The 14644-nt window shown below is 53.2% G+C and carries 15 protein-coding genes; 7 read left to right on the forward strand and 8 right to left on the reverse strand.

Going from position 1 to position 14644, the window contains the following annotated elements; translation table 11 throughout:
* The first annotated feature begins 857 nt into the window (after positions 1-857).
* Positions 858-1574, forward strand: a complete 717-nt coding sequence (locus tag JE47_RS0111825) for a DUF5995 family protein (protein WP_031459959.1) — start codon at positions 858-860, stop codon at positions 1572-1574.
* A 26-nt stretch (positions 1575-1600) separates the two neighbouring features.
* The gene (locus tag JE47_RS0111830) at positions 1601-2161 is read left to right on the forward strand and encodes a VTT domain-containing protein (protein WP_031459960.1); all 561 of its coding nucleotides are present in this window, start codon (positions 1601-1603) and stop codon (positions 2159-2161) included.
* 176 nt (positions 2162-2337) lie between these two features.
* Here JE47_RS0111830 and bchE read toward each other — a convergent pair whose 3' ends face one another.
* The 7 genes from bchE to JE47_RS0111865 form a co-directional block, all read right to left on the reverse strand.
* Positions 2338-3984: a magnesium-protoporphyrin IX monomethyl ester anaerobic oxidative cyclase gene (gene bchE / locus JE47_RS0111835; RefSeq protein WP_031459961.1), complete on the reverse strand. Its 1647-nt coding sequence runs from the start codon at positions 3982-3984 to the stop codon at positions 2338-2340.
* A gap of 64 nt (positions 3985-4048) precedes the next feature.
* Entirely contained in the window at positions 4049-4660 is a 612-nt protein-coding gene (gene bchJ / locus JE47_RS0111840) for a bacteriochlorophyll 4-vinyl reductase (RefSeq protein ID WP_031459962.1), read from the reverse strand.
* 308 nt (positions 4661-4968) lie between these two features.
* Positions 4969-5781 (reverse strand): TlyA family RNA methyltransferase, encoded by an 813-nt coding sequence (locus tag JE47_RS0111845; RefSeq protein WP_031459963.1) that lies wholly within the window; start codon positions 5779-5781, stop codon positions 4969-4971.
* A 1-nt stretch (position 5782) separates the two neighbouring features.
* Positions 5783-6124, reverse strand: coding sequence for a hypothetical protein (locus JE47_RS0111850; RefSeq protein ID WP_031459964.1), 342 nt, complete (start codon positions 6122-6124; stop codon positions 5783-5785).
* Between the two features lie 243 nt (positions 6125-6367).
* Positions 6368-6877 (reverse strand): NUDIX domain-containing protein, encoded by a 510-nt coding sequence (locus JE47_RS0111855; protein WP_031459965.1) that lies wholly within the window; start codon positions 6875-6877, stop codon positions 6368-6370.
* Positions 6878-7085: 208 nt separating this feature from the next.
* Positions 7086-8156 (reverse strand): CobW family GTP-binding protein, encoded by a 1071-nt coding sequence (locus tag JE47_RS0111860; RefSeq protein WP_031459966.1) that lies wholly within the window; start codon positions 8154-8156, stop codon positions 7086-7088.
* Positions 8157-8164: 8 nt separating this feature from the next.
* A complete protein-coding gene (locus JE47_RS0111865; protein WP_031459967.1) occupies positions 8165-8401 on the reverse strand; it encodes an FmdB family zinc ribbon protein in 237 nt (78 codons plus the stop codon).
* 471 nt (positions 8402-8872) lie between these two features.
* On the opposite strand from JE47_RS0111865, the gene JE47_RS0111870 reads away from it, so the two are divergent.
* Positions 8873-9382 carry a glutathione peroxidase gene (locus tag JE47_RS0111870; protein WP_031459968.1) on the forward strand — a complete coding sequence of 170 codons (510 nt, stop codon included), beginning with the start codon at positions 8873-8875 and terminating at the stop codon, positions 9380-9382.
* A gap of 968 nt (positions 9383-10350) precedes the next feature.
* Here the strand turns inward: JE47_RS0111870 and JE47_RS0111875 are convergent.
* Positions 10351-10572 carry a YgaP family membrane protein gene (locus JE47_RS0111875; protein ID WP_031459969.1) on the reverse strand — a complete coding sequence of 74 codons (222 nt, stop codon included), beginning with the start codon at positions 10570-10572 and terminating at the stop codon, positions 10351-10353.
* A 192-nt stretch (positions 10573-10764) separates the two neighbouring features.
* On the opposite strand from JE47_RS0111875, the gene accB reads away from it, so the two are divergent.
* From accB to JE47_RS0111895, 4 genes are read left to right on the forward strand one after another with little or no spacing between them, the layout of a single operon-like run.
* Positions 10765-11286 (forward strand): acetyl-CoA carboxylase biotin carboxyl carrier protein, encoded by a 522-nt coding sequence (accB, locus tag JE47_RS0111880; RefSeq protein ID WP_031459970.1) that lies wholly within the window; start codon positions 10765-10767, stop codon positions 11284-11286.
* Positions 11286-12479 (forward strand): exodeoxyribonuclease VII large subunit, encoded by a 1194-nt coding sequence (gene xseA / locus JE47_RS0111885; protein WP_031459971.1) that lies wholly within the window; start codon positions 11286-11288, stop codon positions 12477-12479. Before accB ends, xseA begins: the two co-directional genes overlap by 1 nt.
* A complete protein-coding gene (gene xseB / locus JE47_RS0111890) occupies positions 12472-12669 on the forward strand; it encodes an exodeoxyribonuclease VII small subunit (RefSeq protein ID WP_031459972.1) in 198 nt (65 codons plus the stop codon). Before xseA ends, xseB begins: the two co-directional genes overlap by 8 nt.
* Before the next feature lie 17 nt (positions 12670-12686).
* Positions 12687-14633: a hypothetical protein gene (locus JE47_RS0111895; protein ID WP_031459973.1), complete on the forward strand. Its 1947-nt coding sequence runs from the start codon at positions 12687-12689 to the stop codon at positions 14631-14633.
* Positions 14634-14644 lie beyond the last annotated feature (11 nt).

A 14644-nucleotide genomic window follows, 5' to 3' on the forward strand; every position in this document is an offset into this window, starting at 1 on the left:
TCATGAGCACAGAATAACTCCTTTGACCAGGCTCAGCTAGAGATGATAGTAGACCTTGTGCGTTATCGCCTTGACATCACCTAACCCGTTGAAGAGACATTCCTATACACGCACCATGCAATTCCGGTCTATCTGTAGCAATTGCACATCACCTCGAAAAGCGTAAGCGAAAATCTAGCAGTGATGCCGCAACTTTGCACAGGATTCGGAGTACATACGACCGCACGACAATAACCACAGGCCCCTCCATAGAGCTTGAGAATAGCGAGAGGGATAACAACAATTATTGGCCAGATCGCAAGAAAATAATAACCACGTCGACCTGTTGTGACTACCAAACGATGCGATAACAATACAAACAGAAGACCAACAATCGTTCCCGGTATCAAGACCAAAGCATTCTTAACAGTATACTTGCCCGCCTCTTCCTGAATCCAGGGGACATCAACACCTTGCATTGCTGCAAAGACGCTTAAAAAAGAGAACCATTATGGAACTTAGCACAACAACGATAAGTACATACAGCACAAAGAATATCTTTTGGAAAGATCGCAATGGTAGATCGTGAACATTGCTCTTGGTAAAAAAGCTGTGAATCATAACCTTTCCTCCGAATGCTGCTATGCTATCCCCTGTGTCATCGCCAGAGCGATTGGCGAAAGTGAGTGTAGCAAGCCCGGCAGATTTCATTAGACGGGCTGACAAAATTATTCACGAGGTGGATTTTCGACCACGGCATGGGTAGGTTATCAAATGTTAGTGAGGATATTTGCTCTGCATGGTACACTGTTTATGAAAATATCAACTCCCTATCAATCATAAGCAGAAAGGGCGATGATCTCTTGCTGACTGAACGAATGACAACACAGGTCGAACAATGGACGGCACTCAACGACCGGCGGGCCATCTTTCTTGCCTGTTACCAACGTATGACCGATCATATGCTCGCTGGCGTAGCAGGTGGTGAGTTTCACGACCCCGATTGGGTCTCGCAGTTAATCAATGATTTTGCGGACTACTACTTTGCAGCTCTGCAATCCTGGGATCAAGGTGCAAGTGGACCTCTGGTCTGGCAGTACACGTTTGCCTGTGCTGCAAATCAAAATATGTCGGTGGTACAACATCTGCTGCTAGGAGTGAACGCTCACATTAATTGTGACCTGGTATTGGTATTAGACGACTTGTTGCGGCCAGAGTGGCCCACACTTTCACCAACGCAACGGGATCAGCGTCATCATGATTACCTAACCGTCAATCGGGTTATTCAGCGAACTATTGACCGGGTGCAAGATGAAGTGATCGCCCCCTACTCCAAAATGCTACAGCTCGTCGATGTTGCTTGTGGCCCACTCGACGAGTGGTGTACTGCACGTCTGATCCGAAACTGGCGCGATGATGTCTGGCAACAAGCTATGACACTTGTAACAATGCCCGACAATGAAGAACGCAAGATCATACGCCAGCGTGTCGATCAGCGAGCATTGGATCGGGCACATTTACTGAGTGGCAATGTACGAGCAATGAGGAGCTTTGGGTATCCTCTACGCTGGTTGAAACGCCTACGTTTGCTTTAACGATCGTGTTAATATCGCGAGGAACTATGTCTGTCGAGACACCACTTCCACTCTGGCGGGTATGGCTTTGGCCCGCAGTTGTCGGTATCGCCATTGCAGTCGCCAATATCCTCGTCTTCATCCTTCTGCCCCCCGATCTGGTTGAACGTCTAGGCGCCCTCGGTTACGTGGGCGCCTTTCTTTCTGCCGGTATCGCCAATGCCTCGATTGTGGTACCAGTACCGTATTATCCGTTACTGATCCGACTAGGTCAGGCCTTTAACCCCTACGGTGTTGCCCTGGCAGCGGCTGCCGGCTCGGTTTTGGGTGAACTGGTCGCATTCTATGCCGGACGCAGCGGTCGGAAAGCGATGGAACGCACATCGTTCTACGAATGGGTACATCGCCAGATGCAACACCCCTGGCGAGCGCCACTGGTACTTTTCCTCCTTTCCGCACCACCTAACCCCTTTTTCGACGTTGCCGGTATCATTGCCGGCGCCGTTGGAATACCGGTCTGGGTCTTTGCAATCAGTGTCTTTCTGGCTCGCATTGTGCGTATGGGTCTGGTCGTCGTGTTGGGATATACCCTGTTTGGTGGATGGTGAGCGGTATGGAGTAGTCGTGAATTTTCAGACACCATCTGACCAGGAGAGACCAATACAGGGTAATAGGCAAGGGCAGCGCTAGCGTGCACAAAGAAGGGCGGGTTGCGAGCCCGCCCCTCAAACAACAGCACGAGATGTCAATACTCTCGTCACCGAACGACGCGATCAGGCTATGCTCATGGAGTCGGCTGTGAAGATTTTTGGGCCTCCGTCGTTGCTACTTCAAGCGGTAAATTCAATGGATTTTCAGCTTGAATTTTGATCTCTTCTGGATCAATGCCAGGCGCCGCACCACCAAACGTCGTGTCGGCATTCAAAACCTTCTGCTGCTTCAGTGCAGCAATCTGCTCTGGAGTCAAAACCCGTGACTCGTCGAAGCCGAGATCGATCTCAAGCTGCGTCCCACGCACATGGACACGGCCGAGATCGTAGAAGCGGCGCGTGACGGTTGTCTTCATAAAGGCGCGTAAGCAGCCGAGCATATACCGCCGCTTGAAGGGGTCTTTAATGAAGGGGTATTCTAGGAAAGCTTTGCGCATGTAGAAGCGGGCATAGTTACGCAACACCCCTTTCAGAACATCTTCGCGATCCATCAGATCGGGCTTCATAATAGGGGTCACGAAGTTATACTTCGAGTAGTCACGCACCTCTACCCGATCGCCTAATTCTTCAAACAGCTCGGCAAATGGCCACGGCGTGTACATATTCCAGTTGGCCATATCCGGCTTCCAATCGAGCACATAACGATAGGTCTCTTCGATGGTCTCGGGCGTTTCGTTTTCCATCCCCATAATGAACTGCGCCTCGGCGACCATCCCGTGCTTCTTGATCAACTCAATTGCCCGCTTGTTTTGTTCAATCGTCGTCTGCTTGCGGAACCGGTCAAGATTCATCTGGGCCGCAGCTTCCGTACCAAGCGAGATGTGCACCAATCCTGCTGCACGCCAGAGCGGTAACAGGGCCTCATCGCGCAGAATATCGGTCACACGGGTATTGATCCCCCAGTAAACTGGAAGCTTACGCCGAACCAGCTCCTCGCAGAGAGCAGTAAATTTCTTCCGATTGATCGTTGGTTCCTCGTCGGCCAGGATGAAGAAGCCAACCTTGTACTCACGCACCAGGGTCTCAATCTCATCAACAAACTTCTGTGGACTGCGCGCCCGGTAGCGACGCCAGAACTTCCACTGCGAGCAGAAACGACAGGTGAAGGGGCAGCCACGGGCAAAATTTGGCACCGCAACCCGAACATTCAACGGAACGTAGATATACCGTTTCCAGTCATAGAGACTCCAATCCGGCGTGAGTTTATCGAGATCGGCAATCGGATCACGTGCCGGTGTCGCTACAACTTTGCCATCTTCAAGATAGGCAATGCCTTTGATATTGATGCGATCACGGCGATCACTCCCATAAGCAATTGCCTGCATCAGTTCAACGATAATCTCTTCCCCTTCTCCCCGCACGATGTAGTCAATCCAGGGCGCCTCGGTTAAGACCTGACCATACATAAAGGTAGGGTGAATGCCGCCGAGGATCAGACGCGCATTCGGCAGCTCTTCGCGGGCAATTTGGAGTGTCTCCTGCGCTTTGTAAATCATCGGCGTAATGGCAGTCGCCATCACCACATCTGGCCGATTGTGCCGAAAAATTTGACGAATCTGATCGTTGGATAAATCCTCGGTCATTGCATCGACAAAGCGCAGATTATCAAAACCTGCTGTACGCAATGCGCCCCCGATGTATGCCACCCAGCTTGGCGGCCAATTCCCAGCAATTTCAGCGCCACCGGCATGATAGTTGGGCTGGATCATCATGATCCGCATGCGTGACCTCTCTTCCTTTTTGACGACCAACTCTGAACTACACTTGCAAGCAAAAAAGAGAACCTTATTTGCTCAAAGAGACGTGAAATTCGCACTGCACAGCACCCATTGCCCGACACGCGACCTCTTCTACCCGTAGTCGATCACAAACGACGCGCCGCAGCAAACCTTCAAACGCTGCCCGATAATAGGCACAGACAGGCTCATGAGCCTGTACACCCCGTGCTTCTACGCTATCGGCCAGTGTTAGACGCCAGACCGGTTGCAACGTATAGCCAAAGCGACCACTACCGGCAAACGTCCAGGCATGACGGGCAATGGCGGGCAAAAACATGCGCAAGGCAAACCCAACCGGTAAGCGAGGTAACAGCAGTCGAATGAAGCCCGGTACGCGATTGGTTGCCACGTAGTTCGCCGTTAGATCACCAGAACGTGCGAGGATCTGCATCGCCGCCGAAATCCCCAACCACCGACGCAGATCGTCGATCAGCGCACCAAATTCGCTTTCGGGCAGCATGTGATCGGGCATGGCCTCAAGCAGATGGGCACGTCCGGTACGACGCAACCACGCAGTAACTGCCTCATCACCGTACTGTTCACGCGCAGCGGCGACCGTCTGGATGATTGAATTCGGACCAATCTGGGGTCCTGCGGAAATCTGCGCGACCTCTTGCATAGTCAGCCCACGCCATTGCTTGAGATGTCAACGTATGCCTTAAATGTAACATTTTTATCTTGAGTTGCCAGTTGTGATTCGTTTACCGGGTGTAAAATATGGGTGAACGAAGCTGTGCAAAGGTCGGGCAAACGCTGGAATGAGGTCGGAAATCTTGCGTCACAATCATTGGTACAACGCGGGATCGTCCGGCAAGGTATGCCAGGAGTGTGAGCAAAAACCCATCGTCATGCGAGGGTGAAACGTCGGTCACCCGCAGATGACTCGATGAAGATAACGATGTGACCGATCCGCTGCCGACATTACCCTCAACGATTACCTACGGGAGGTACACTATCGCTTCGACCGAACAGCAACGCAGCGATGACACCCTTGAATTCAATGGTTGGACGATCTGGATGAAAGAGCACAAGAAACTCTACATTACCGGCTGGACCGGTAATCGGCGAGCAGGTGAGACCGGCCGGATTCAGACCGCTAGTCGTTCCGAAGGTAAGAATATCCTGTAGCACCTGCGCATGAACAGCCGGATCGCGAACCACGCCGCCCTTCCCGACCTGCTTAGGACCGGCTTCAAATTGTGGTTTGATCAGAGCCACAATCCAGGCCTGCGACGTTATCAGTCGCTGTACCGCAGGCAATACTAACCGCAGCGAGATAAAACTGACATCGATCACCGCACAATCGGCCAACACGTCGTCCGGCAGAGCCGAAAGATAGCGAATATTGGTACGTTCAAGCACAACCACCCGTTGATCGTTACGTAAACGGTGATCAAGGATGCCGTATCCAACATCAACGGCAAAGACCCGGCTGGCGCCGCGTTGAAGTAACACATCCGTAAAGCCACCGGTCGAGGCGCCGACATCTATCGCCGTCAGACCACTGGGATCGAGGGCAAACTGATCGAGTGCGTGGGCCAGTTTGAAGCCACCACGACTGACGTAGGGCAATCCCGCACGCAGTTCAATATGCACATCCCCGTCTACCAACGTACCAGCCTTGGTCTGCACTTGACCGTTGACCAGCACATGCCCTGCCATAATCAAGGCTTGCGCACGGGCACGGGTTTCAGCCAATCCACGGGCAACAAGCAACTGATCCAGACGCTGGCGTGGCATATTAGTCGTCCCGTTGTAATTCAAGCTCGAGACGAGCAATTTCCTCTTCTAGCTCGGCAATCATCACCCGCAGCCATTCAGGAGGTGGGTTATGCGGATCGTGGAGTTGAGGACGCAGGATTCGCAATTGATTCCGCCGTAATCGCAACTGCTCACGAATTGTTGACTGTCGATCAACCGGCGCTGGCGAAGGGGGAAGCGGCTGACCGGCCAGATACTCGGAGACCAGATCGGTAATCAATTCATCAAGTTCAATGCCGCGCTCGCGAAGCAACCAGTTAAGCTGCTCACGCTGAGCAGCAGTCAGGCGAAAACGGGTTGGAATAGTAAAGTATCCGCTCATGATTCGCTATTATAGCGCAAGTTGTTACCGGTGGAAGAAGCGAGATGTTCGCGGAGGGAATAAGGAAGGGGAAGCAAAAGTTACCGTTCCCGCTTCTTTCCTACCTCTGCCATCATTGCTGCTCTGCTATGCCAAAAAAGAACGCCGAATCCCGAAGAAGCAGCAACGAGACTGATCGCCCGTCACAGATACTCCCTCTCGCCTGCCGGATAATGCCAAACCCGGCCCACATTCAGACTCTGCTCAGGTCAGTGGCCGCCACTGACGAAGCTGAGTAAAGAAGCGCATGACCATCTCGGTGTGCAACGGAAACGCTAATTCAACCGGCTCGGTCACCATCACGCGCTCGGCAGCTTCGCTATTCGGCAAAAAAGGTGGCAGGTCTTGACTCCGTAACTGAGGACCAATCCCGAACACGAGCAGGTAACCATCAGAGGTACTACGGACTGCAAAATCGCTAATCAAGGCCGGATCAACCTCGACACAAGCCTCTTCGTACAACTCACGCGCCGCCGCGTCTTGCCAGCGCTCTCCCATCTCGATAAAACCACCGGGCAGCGCTAGCTGGCCACGTCGGGGGTAAGCGGAGCGCCGTATCAAAAGCAGCCCATCATCAACCGGCTGCAACAACAAAACCACCGGTAAAGGGTTGCGATAGGTCGTACTACCACAGTTGGCACATATACGAGGCCAGGATTGATGTTCGGCAAAAGGATGCCCGCAGAATGAACAGAACGAATGTTGGCGATACATGTCACTTTAGAGTAACAACTGACGATTTCAAATGAGGGTTTTAGTATAACATAAAAACGATGGTAAATGGGAATCGATACATCACGTTACGCTGATGATAGACAGAGAGGCGGGTCAAGAACCCGCCCCATCACACCGTGTATCATCTGGTCAATGTGTCAGGAAGAGTTACGAAGAGCGACCAAAACCAACCGCTGCCCACACTATCCTACGCCACCGACGAACGCATCCAGGTTTGTTGTGCCGCCACAGCCTCGCTGCCAGCAGTATCTACAGCGAGACAGCGGTCAAACTTGGCCCGCAACATAGCCTCATCAACACCATTAGGTACACCGATGAAAACCATCCGTGTTTGCGGCATCTCATCGCCCCACGGATCACCAACCGTCACGTGTACACGTACTCCGACAAGCTGAAGCATCGCTTTGCGTTGCGGCACTTCGGCCAGATACACAAACCCCTTACCACGAAAAATGGTCGGCGGAAGGTTGAGAATAACCTGACGGAACGCATGCAACGTGAATGGCCGATCACTAACGTAACTCCAGGTGGCAAACTCCGCCCCATGATCATGGTGATGCTCACCACCATCCTCTGCGTGATCGTGGTGGTGTTCACGGATATGATCAGGTTGCGTATGATGATCAGCAAGGTGCAACGGTACAAGACCGGCAGGACGTTCGATACCAAGCAGCAGCCCAAGCGGAACATCACCATACGCCGCCGATAGGATTCGGGCCTGGGGAACAATCCGCCGAATCCATTTCTCTACCACACGATGGCGCTCTGCGGGAACCAGATCAATTTTATTGAGCACAACAATGTCTGCCGCACTGATCTGATCGACAATCAGCGATTCGTAAGATGGCTGTTGATCGACGTACTCAGCGTCAACGACAGTAATAATGCCGTCGAGGCGGAACAGCGCACGCAATTCAGGGAGCAGAAAAGTATCGGCAACTGCCCACGGATCACTCACGCCACTGGTTTCAATTACCACATATTCGGGTGGCTGGGGACGTTCGAGGAGTTGGATGGCCGCCCGCAGCAGATCATCGCGAATCGTACAGCAGATACAACCATTTGCCAGCGCAATGGTATCACTATCCACATCAACGACAAGCTGCGCATCGATATTGATCGTGCCGAAATCATTGACCAACACCGCCGTGCGCCGACCGAGATCGGCACGCAGAATCCGATTTAAGAGCGTTGTCTTACCGGAACCGAGAAACCCGGTGATAATAGTGATCGGGATAGCCTGAGCATTCATACTCATTTCCCTCCTCAAGAACGCCGACGCGGTCGGCAGCAGACACAGTCAACCCCATGCACAATTCGTGCGACCTGTTCAGGCGTGGCATACACCGGCAATGACGAACGATGAATATGAACCGTACTGACAGTACGCACACATAAACCGTGGCAGATCGGACATTCCACCGGATCATCGGCTTGCCAGGCAGGTCGTCGCTCTTCAAGGTCAATCTCGCATTCTGGACATTCGTAAACGTAAAGTGGCATACGTACTACCCTCTCTTCCTGACCACACGCCCGGACAGGATGTAGTGTACTGTCGTTTGCGCCGATCAATTTCGGGAATGTAGCTTTCCACCACGAAGGACAAACCGCGCAGCGACTAGCTTTTGATACAATATATCACTAATGATCACCCACGTCAATGCGGCAGGCGTTGTTGAGGAGAGATAAGGAAGGCGAGGCGAGTGCAGCATTGTGCGAGAGAACGACCATCGCGTATCTTTCGTTGTTCCTCTTCCTCACCGCTCACGGGAGCGGAAGAGAACCGGACCAGAGGATCAACCGTGCATGTTAGGGAATAGCAGCATGTTGCAGTTACGAGCTGAGCAGTGGCCCTGATCCTCTGCACACCGCTACGGAATCGCTCACTTTTTTTCGTGGCAAAATCATTTTGGTAGTATAATATTACTGCACAGTAAATACACAGGATTTTCACAGTATCAGAGGAACAATCGTATGACTATCTATCAGTTCTCAGCACAACGTATTGACGGATCGACCCAATCGCTGGCCGATTTTCGCGGCCAGGTCTTACTTATCGTGAACGTTGCCAGTATGTGTGGGCTGGCACCGCAATACGCCGGCCTCGAACAACTCTACCGTCGTTACCGAGATCAAGGGTTTTCCGTATTGGGTTTTCCGAGCAACCAATTTATGCAGGAGCCACGCAGCAATGAAGCGATTGCTCAGTTCTGCGAACGAACATACAACGTGACATTTCCGCTGTTCGCTAAGGTTGATGTAAATGGACCAAACGAGCATCCTCTATTCACGTACCTTAAGGCCCAGCTCCCCGGCCTCTTTGGTAGTACTGCAATTAAGTGGAATTTCACGAAGTTTTTGGTTGATCGCAATGGAAAACCGTACCGCCGGTATGCACCGACCGAGCTTCCTTCGCAGATCGAAGAGGACATTGTTGCATTACTACGCCAGCAACCGGTACCGCAGAGTATGGCTGCACAGTAGCTGAGGAGACTTTCGCCTTCGTTCCCACCAAGTTGGGGGTAGATCGTATCAGTGAAGGGGCAGTGCCCTGGCCTCCCTGCCAGAGGTTTTTGACGTTCTCGGCTTGGGATTTACCCGAAACATCTTAGCGCCTGATCGAAAACGCAGATCTCTCATTGGGCGTGTCCCGTACCCGTGCAATCATTGCGTGAGGGGGTCCAACATACTTTTGCGCCGTGTAGGAAAGGGGAACCAGGTGAGGGGTCGCCCTCACCCCCGGCCCCTCTCCCGCGCTGCGGGCCACCCTCACCCCCGGCCCCTCTCCCGCGCTGCGGGCCACCCTCACCCCCGGCCCCTCTCCCGCGCTGCGGGAGAGGGGTGATCTAGGTGGTGGACTCGGCATTGTTGACAGATGCCCGCGCAGCATCGCCCCTGCTCCGCTCCTCTCCCCCTTCCGTTCCCGCAGCGTTGGCGTGGAAAGGGGGCTGGGGGGAAGGTGAGGAGCATCATCCTCCCCCCTCCTCTCCCACAGCGTGGGAGAGGAAGGGGGGCTGGGGGGAGGTGAGGGCCGCCCTCACCCCCAGCCCCTCTCCCGCGCTGCGGGAGAGGGGTGATTGACAGCCGCAGGATCGCCCCTGTTCCGTTCATCCCCCCTTCTCCGCCCCTGGTGGGAGAGGAAGGGGGCTGGGGGGAAGGTGAGGGCCACACTCACCTTGCCACTCCTAACACGGTGGCTATCGGCGCCCCAGCGCCGTTGCGGTTGCATCAGGACGGCGAGGGCGACCTTTATGGTTTAGAACGACATAGTTAGGACAGGCTTCTGGTATCAGCTTGTGATCGCTAACCTGCCGCTTGCCTCAGCGGATTCCTCTACCCTTTGCTCTCCCAAGGCAGATCGTGAGCAATTTGGCAGAACCTCACTGTCTGTGATATAATTCACACAGCGTTCTACCCTTATTAACGACAAAAGCCTTCAACGGGTGACGTAATTACACCTGTTTCTTTTTCTGTTCACGCTTGCAGGTATTGATTCCAAACGGCCAGTAAAGCGGACATACGGCAAATGCTGCGGTTGCAAACATAATTAACGCCAGAAACCCACAAACGACCTGCAACCAAAAATTTTGACCGAAGAGTGAGATGAGTCCCAAAATCATAGTTAGTACTAGACGAATATCACGGTCGAGTGTACCTACATTACGTGAGAACATCGTTGTATCCTTTCACTACAAGAGTATCTCGTGCCTAGCATAACAATCTGGGTAATTTTTGTCGGTAAAGATTTTATCACTAAACGTAATAATCGCTTATCGGTATTGTTAGGCAGAAGTCAGGAACAGCATCGCCTGTCGCTGCTTATGATACAATAGGGTAGTTTCGCCGAGATTATGCCGTGGGGAGCTATGAAGGACGAAACAACAGAATTGCCAGCCGATCAATCCGATCCTTTCGGTCTTGCTGCCGTTCGTGATCTCTTGCAGATGCTCGAACGAAGCGATGTTTACGAAATTACTATCGAACGCGGCGATACCAAGCTGCATGTCAAACGCGGTCATGCAGGAGGTATTATCTATCCTACCCCTATGCCCGCCGCACCAACCATCCAGCCCTTGCCAACAACGCCGGTGACGCCGTTCGTTCAACCACCACCGGCTCCTGAAGGCCCACCGGTAGAAATGCCAGCCGGTCACACCATTACTGCGCCGATGGTTGGCACCTTCTACGCGGCTCCATCTCCGAAGGATCGTCCGTTTGTGCAGGAGGGAGATGAAGTGCGCGTCGGCGATACCGTTGGTATTATCGAAGCAATGAAGATGATGAACGAGATCGAGAGCGAAGTTGCCGGTCGTGTTGCCCGAATTCTGGTCAAGAATGGACAACCGGTAGAGTACGGGCAACCGCTCATGGTCATTGAACCGCTTTGATGCACGCCTTTACGGTATCTGAACTTAATAACGCATTGCGTGCTCACCTCGAAGAGGAAGGGTTATTCTTTGACATCTGGCTGTTGGCGGAAGTGGTAGAGTTCCGTCGCTACCCTTCCGGCCATTGCTATTTTACGCTGAAGGATGAGCAGGCCAGCATGCGTGCAGTGCTGTGGCGATCAGCCGCCGAGCGGGTAGCCCTGCTCCCGACAAACGGAGAGGCAGTGCTGGCGCATGGACGGGTTGGTTTCTACGAAGCGCGCGGTGAAGTGCAGTTTGTTGTTGACCAGATTGTGCCTGCTGGGATAGGACTACTCAATGCCCAACTTGCGCAATTGCGTGCCCGGCTGGAAGCAGAGGGATTGTTCGATGAACGGCGGAAACGCCAACTGCCGGTCTTACCCCGTCGCATCGGCATCGTTACTTCACCACAGGCCGCAGCCCTGCAAGATATGCTCACGATTTTACGCCGTCGCTACCCATTAGCTGAAGTGGTGCTCTCGCCTTGCCTGGTACAGGGTGAACTGGCACCGGCCAGTATTGTCGCTGCGCTGCGGCGCGCCTACACAGAACCACTCGATGTTATCATTCTGGCGCGTGGTGGTGGCGCCAGCGAAGACCTGGCTGCGTTCAACGATGAGCAGGTCGTGCGGACAGTAGCACTGAGTCCGGTACCGATTATTACCGGTGTCGGCCATGAAACCGATACTACGCTGGTTGATGCTGTGGCCGACGTGCGGGCGCCAACGCCTTCGGCTGCTGCTGAACTGGTGGCACCAGCAATTGGCGACCTTCGCCAACAAATTACGGAGCTTCGTGAACGGGCTGAGAGTGCGATCTTATCGCGTATCGATGCGCAACGTGCCGTTGTCGCGCAACAGCACATGCTCTTACAGCGTAACCATCCACGACGTCGTTTTGATACGGCCCGTCAAACTGTTGATGATCTGCTGCGGCGTGCTGATCGTGCTCTGGCACGCTGGATTCAGTTTGAACAGGCTCGCCTGCAAAGCCTACACGCACGCCTGAGAACACTTAGCCCCCAGGCCACCCTCGCACGCGGATACGCCATTGCTCAGCGATCTGATGGCACAGTTATCACCGATCCAGCCCAAGTTCAACCTGGTGAGACATTGCACCTGACCTTACACGCCGGTACGCTGCGTGTAACTGTGGAGACAGCAAATGAGTGAACCGACTACCGTTGAACAGTACGAGCAGTTGTTGGCAGAATTACAAATAATTGTCGAGCGTCTTGAACGTGGTGAACTGTCACTAGCCGAGGCACTCCACCTCTATGAACGAGGGGCTGAACTGGCAGCGACCTGTCAACAGTTGCTCGATATGGCAGAATTGCGAGTACGTCAGATCGCAGACGGGTAGAGAAAGTATTTGGCACAATGAGTGTCCTGGCCGCAGAGAAAATCTACAGCTATCCATGGCGTCGGCGTATCTGGTTGTCGATGTCGGGAAATCTGCTGGTTTTCGTCAGTCTGTTGACTGCTGTGTATCAGCTTGCCCGCGGGCTGCTGATATATGAGCCGATAGCTCGTTGGGTAGAACGCAATACGCTCCTGCAACCATTTTTTGAGGTATTATCACCACTCCCCCAAGATGTGAATGAATGGATGGTGGATACACTTGTCGTGTTGTTGTGGGTGGTGAGTGGACTGCTGCTAGCTCTTGTGTTATTGAATGCACTGCCAGCTATTCGCGTTGGCGGACGTGGGTTACTCGTTGAGTTTGCTGGCGGCTGGTTACCGGTTGCCTGGGAAGAACTGCACCAGATTCACGTTACCGGTGATGAAGTCGGTGAGCGCTTTGTGTTGCTCGTGATCCCGGCAGCATCGGCCAAGCGGCTGACCGGCTGGCATCGCCTGTATGGATTGTTATACGGCACAACCTTCCGACCGGCATTTCTGATCACTTCGAGAATTCGTGAGTTTGATCATTTACTTAACACCATTCTGCAAGAACATGCGCGGGCAATTCGCCGGATTGAAGGAGCGCAGCCACTCGTCGTCGATGAACAGCGCCGCTCGCCTCTGTTTGGGCTGTTTCTCCGTGGAACTGCGGCTCCTGCATCGACCGAAGTAAATCTACCGCCAACAACCGAACCTGATGTCGTGGCAACTGTACCGCGATTCTCATTAGCGGGGCTTATTCCTCCAATCTCGGCACTGCTTGTACTCGCACTCGGTATTCTCCACTACCGAAGTTACTGGGATCGCGCTCTCGCCCTGCTCTTTCCTACCTACCGCAGCAACCCCGCGCTCTTGTGGGTGAGTCGTGATCCGGTGTACCGTGCCATCTTTGAGTCGTATCAAGGGGTAGAGGTACCGTTCTTTGGCATTGCCGATCGCCCTGATCTTCCAGCACCATTTTGGTTGTTGGTTGCAGCCCATCTCATGATAGGGCTGGTCATTGTAAGCTGTATGGCGATCCTCGTTGCAGTACCAACAGCATTTACGGCAGGCCAGCATTCGCTGACGATCCGCTATGTATTTCGCGGACGAAATTCACGGTTCAAGGCAGACATTCCATGGCCGCACATCAGTGCCTGTCAGGTGGTTGATCTGGGTTTTGGAAAGCAGATCATGTTCGTTCGATCTGAACGCTTACCCTGGCTGTGTCGCTTTTGCGGTCTCATCGTTACCGGCCAATGGCAACCAGGTGTGGTTCTGGTTGGTACAATGAGTCACTGGCATGATCTGATCGCCCGTTGTGCTGAGCGGTTGAGCCATACCCCTCCACTTAACGATGCTCCACGTTTTCAGCCGGCAGCGTTTGTGCCAAACCTGCAACTGATCGGTCAGCCTGTCGCAACAACAAAGGCCCTATCGGTAGAATGGAAAACGGCGGCAACGTTCGGTTCACGCCTTTTCGCCGCAATACGGGCTATGACACTAGTTGCATTGCCGTTGGGCTTGATGTTTACCCTACCGGCACTCACTGATGGCGATTACTGGCCAAACCCCGGCATCATCATCGGCGGAATCGGTTTCTGGATGGCCGGTATGCTCGAATGGCCGCTGCTTGTTCTTATATCATTTTTAATCCAGGGCAACGTCACCGAAGAGCAGGAACAGGCCCATATTTTCACCCTCTACCCACTTGTGCAATTGCCACGCCTGTTACCAATGCTCCTGGCATTGATCAGCTTGCTTGTCAACCTGCCATGGTTGGCCGCGATCTGCTGGTTTGCAGCACTGGCAGTTGCTTATTGGGTAACGGCAGCACTGTGGGTAGAAGTGTATGAATGGGACGGCGCACAAGCCATTGTGGGAGGATTACTGCCGGTTATCTGGCACTTTTTTGTTATGACCGGATTCTGGCTCTTACGTTAAAAAGAAAGGAA

The sequence above is a fragment of the Chloroflexus sp. MS-G genome, assembly GCF_000735195.1.
Classification (GTDB): Bacteria; Chloroflexota; Chloroflexia; order Chloroflexales; family Chloroflexaceae; genus Chloroflexus.

Coding starts and splice junctions, on each gene's coding strand:
- JE47_RS0111825 (WP_031459959.1), top strand. CDS start 858: ATGACAACACAGGTCGAACAATGGACGGCACTCAACGACCGGCGGGCC.
- JE47_RS0111830 (WP_031459960.1), top strand. CDS start 1,601: ATGTCTGTCGAGACACCACTTCCACTCTGGCGGGTATGGCTTTGGCCC.
- bchE (WP_031459961.1), bottom strand. CDS start 3,984: ATGCGGATCATGATGATCCAGCCCAACTATCATGCCGGTGGCGCTGAA.
- bchJ (WP_031459962.1), bottom strand. CDS start 4,660: ATGCAAGAGGTCGCGCAGATTTCCGCAGGACCCCAGATTGGTCCGAAT.
- JE47_RS0111845 (WP_031459963.1), bottom strand. CDS start 5,781: ATGCCACGCCAGCGTCTGGATCAGTTGCTTGTTGCCCGTGGATTGGCT.
- JE47_RS0111850 (WP_031459964.1), bottom strand. CDS start 6,124: ATGAGCGGATACTTTACTATTCCAACCCGTTTTCGCCTGACTGCTGCT.
- JE47_RS0111855 (WP_031459965.1), bottom strand. CDS start 6,877: ATGTATCGCCAACATTCGTTCTGTTCATTCTGCGGGCATCCTTTTGCC.
- JE47_RS0111860 (WP_031459966.1), bottom strand. CDS start 8,156: ATGAGTATGAATGCTCAGGCTATCCCGATCACTATTATCACCGGGTTT.
- JE47_RS0111865 (WP_031459967.1), bottom strand. CDS start 8,401: ATGCCACTTTACGTTTACGAATGTCCAGAATGCGAGATTGACCTTGAA.
- JE47_RS0111870 (WP_031459968.1), top strand. CDS start 8,873: ATGACTATCTATCAGTTCTCAGCACAACGTATTGACGGATCGACCCAA.
- JE47_RS0111875 (WP_031459969.1), bottom strand. CDS start 10,572: ATGTTCTCACGTAATGTAGGTACACTCGACCGTGATATTCGTCTAGTA.
- accB (WP_031459970.1), top strand. CDS start 10,765: ATGAAGGACGAAACAACAGAATTGCCAGCCGATCAATCCGATCCTTTC.
- xseA (WP_031459971.1), top strand. CDS start 11,286: ATGCACGCCTTTACGGTATCTGAACTTAATAACGCATTGCGTGCTCAC.
- xseB (WP_031459972.1), top strand. CDS start 12,472: ATGAGTGAACCGACTACCGTTGAACAGTACGAGCAGTTGTTGGCAGAA.
- JE47_RS0111895 (WP_031459973.1), top strand. CDS start 12,687: ATGAGTGTCCTGGCCGCAGAGAAAATCTACAGCTATCCATGGCGTCGG.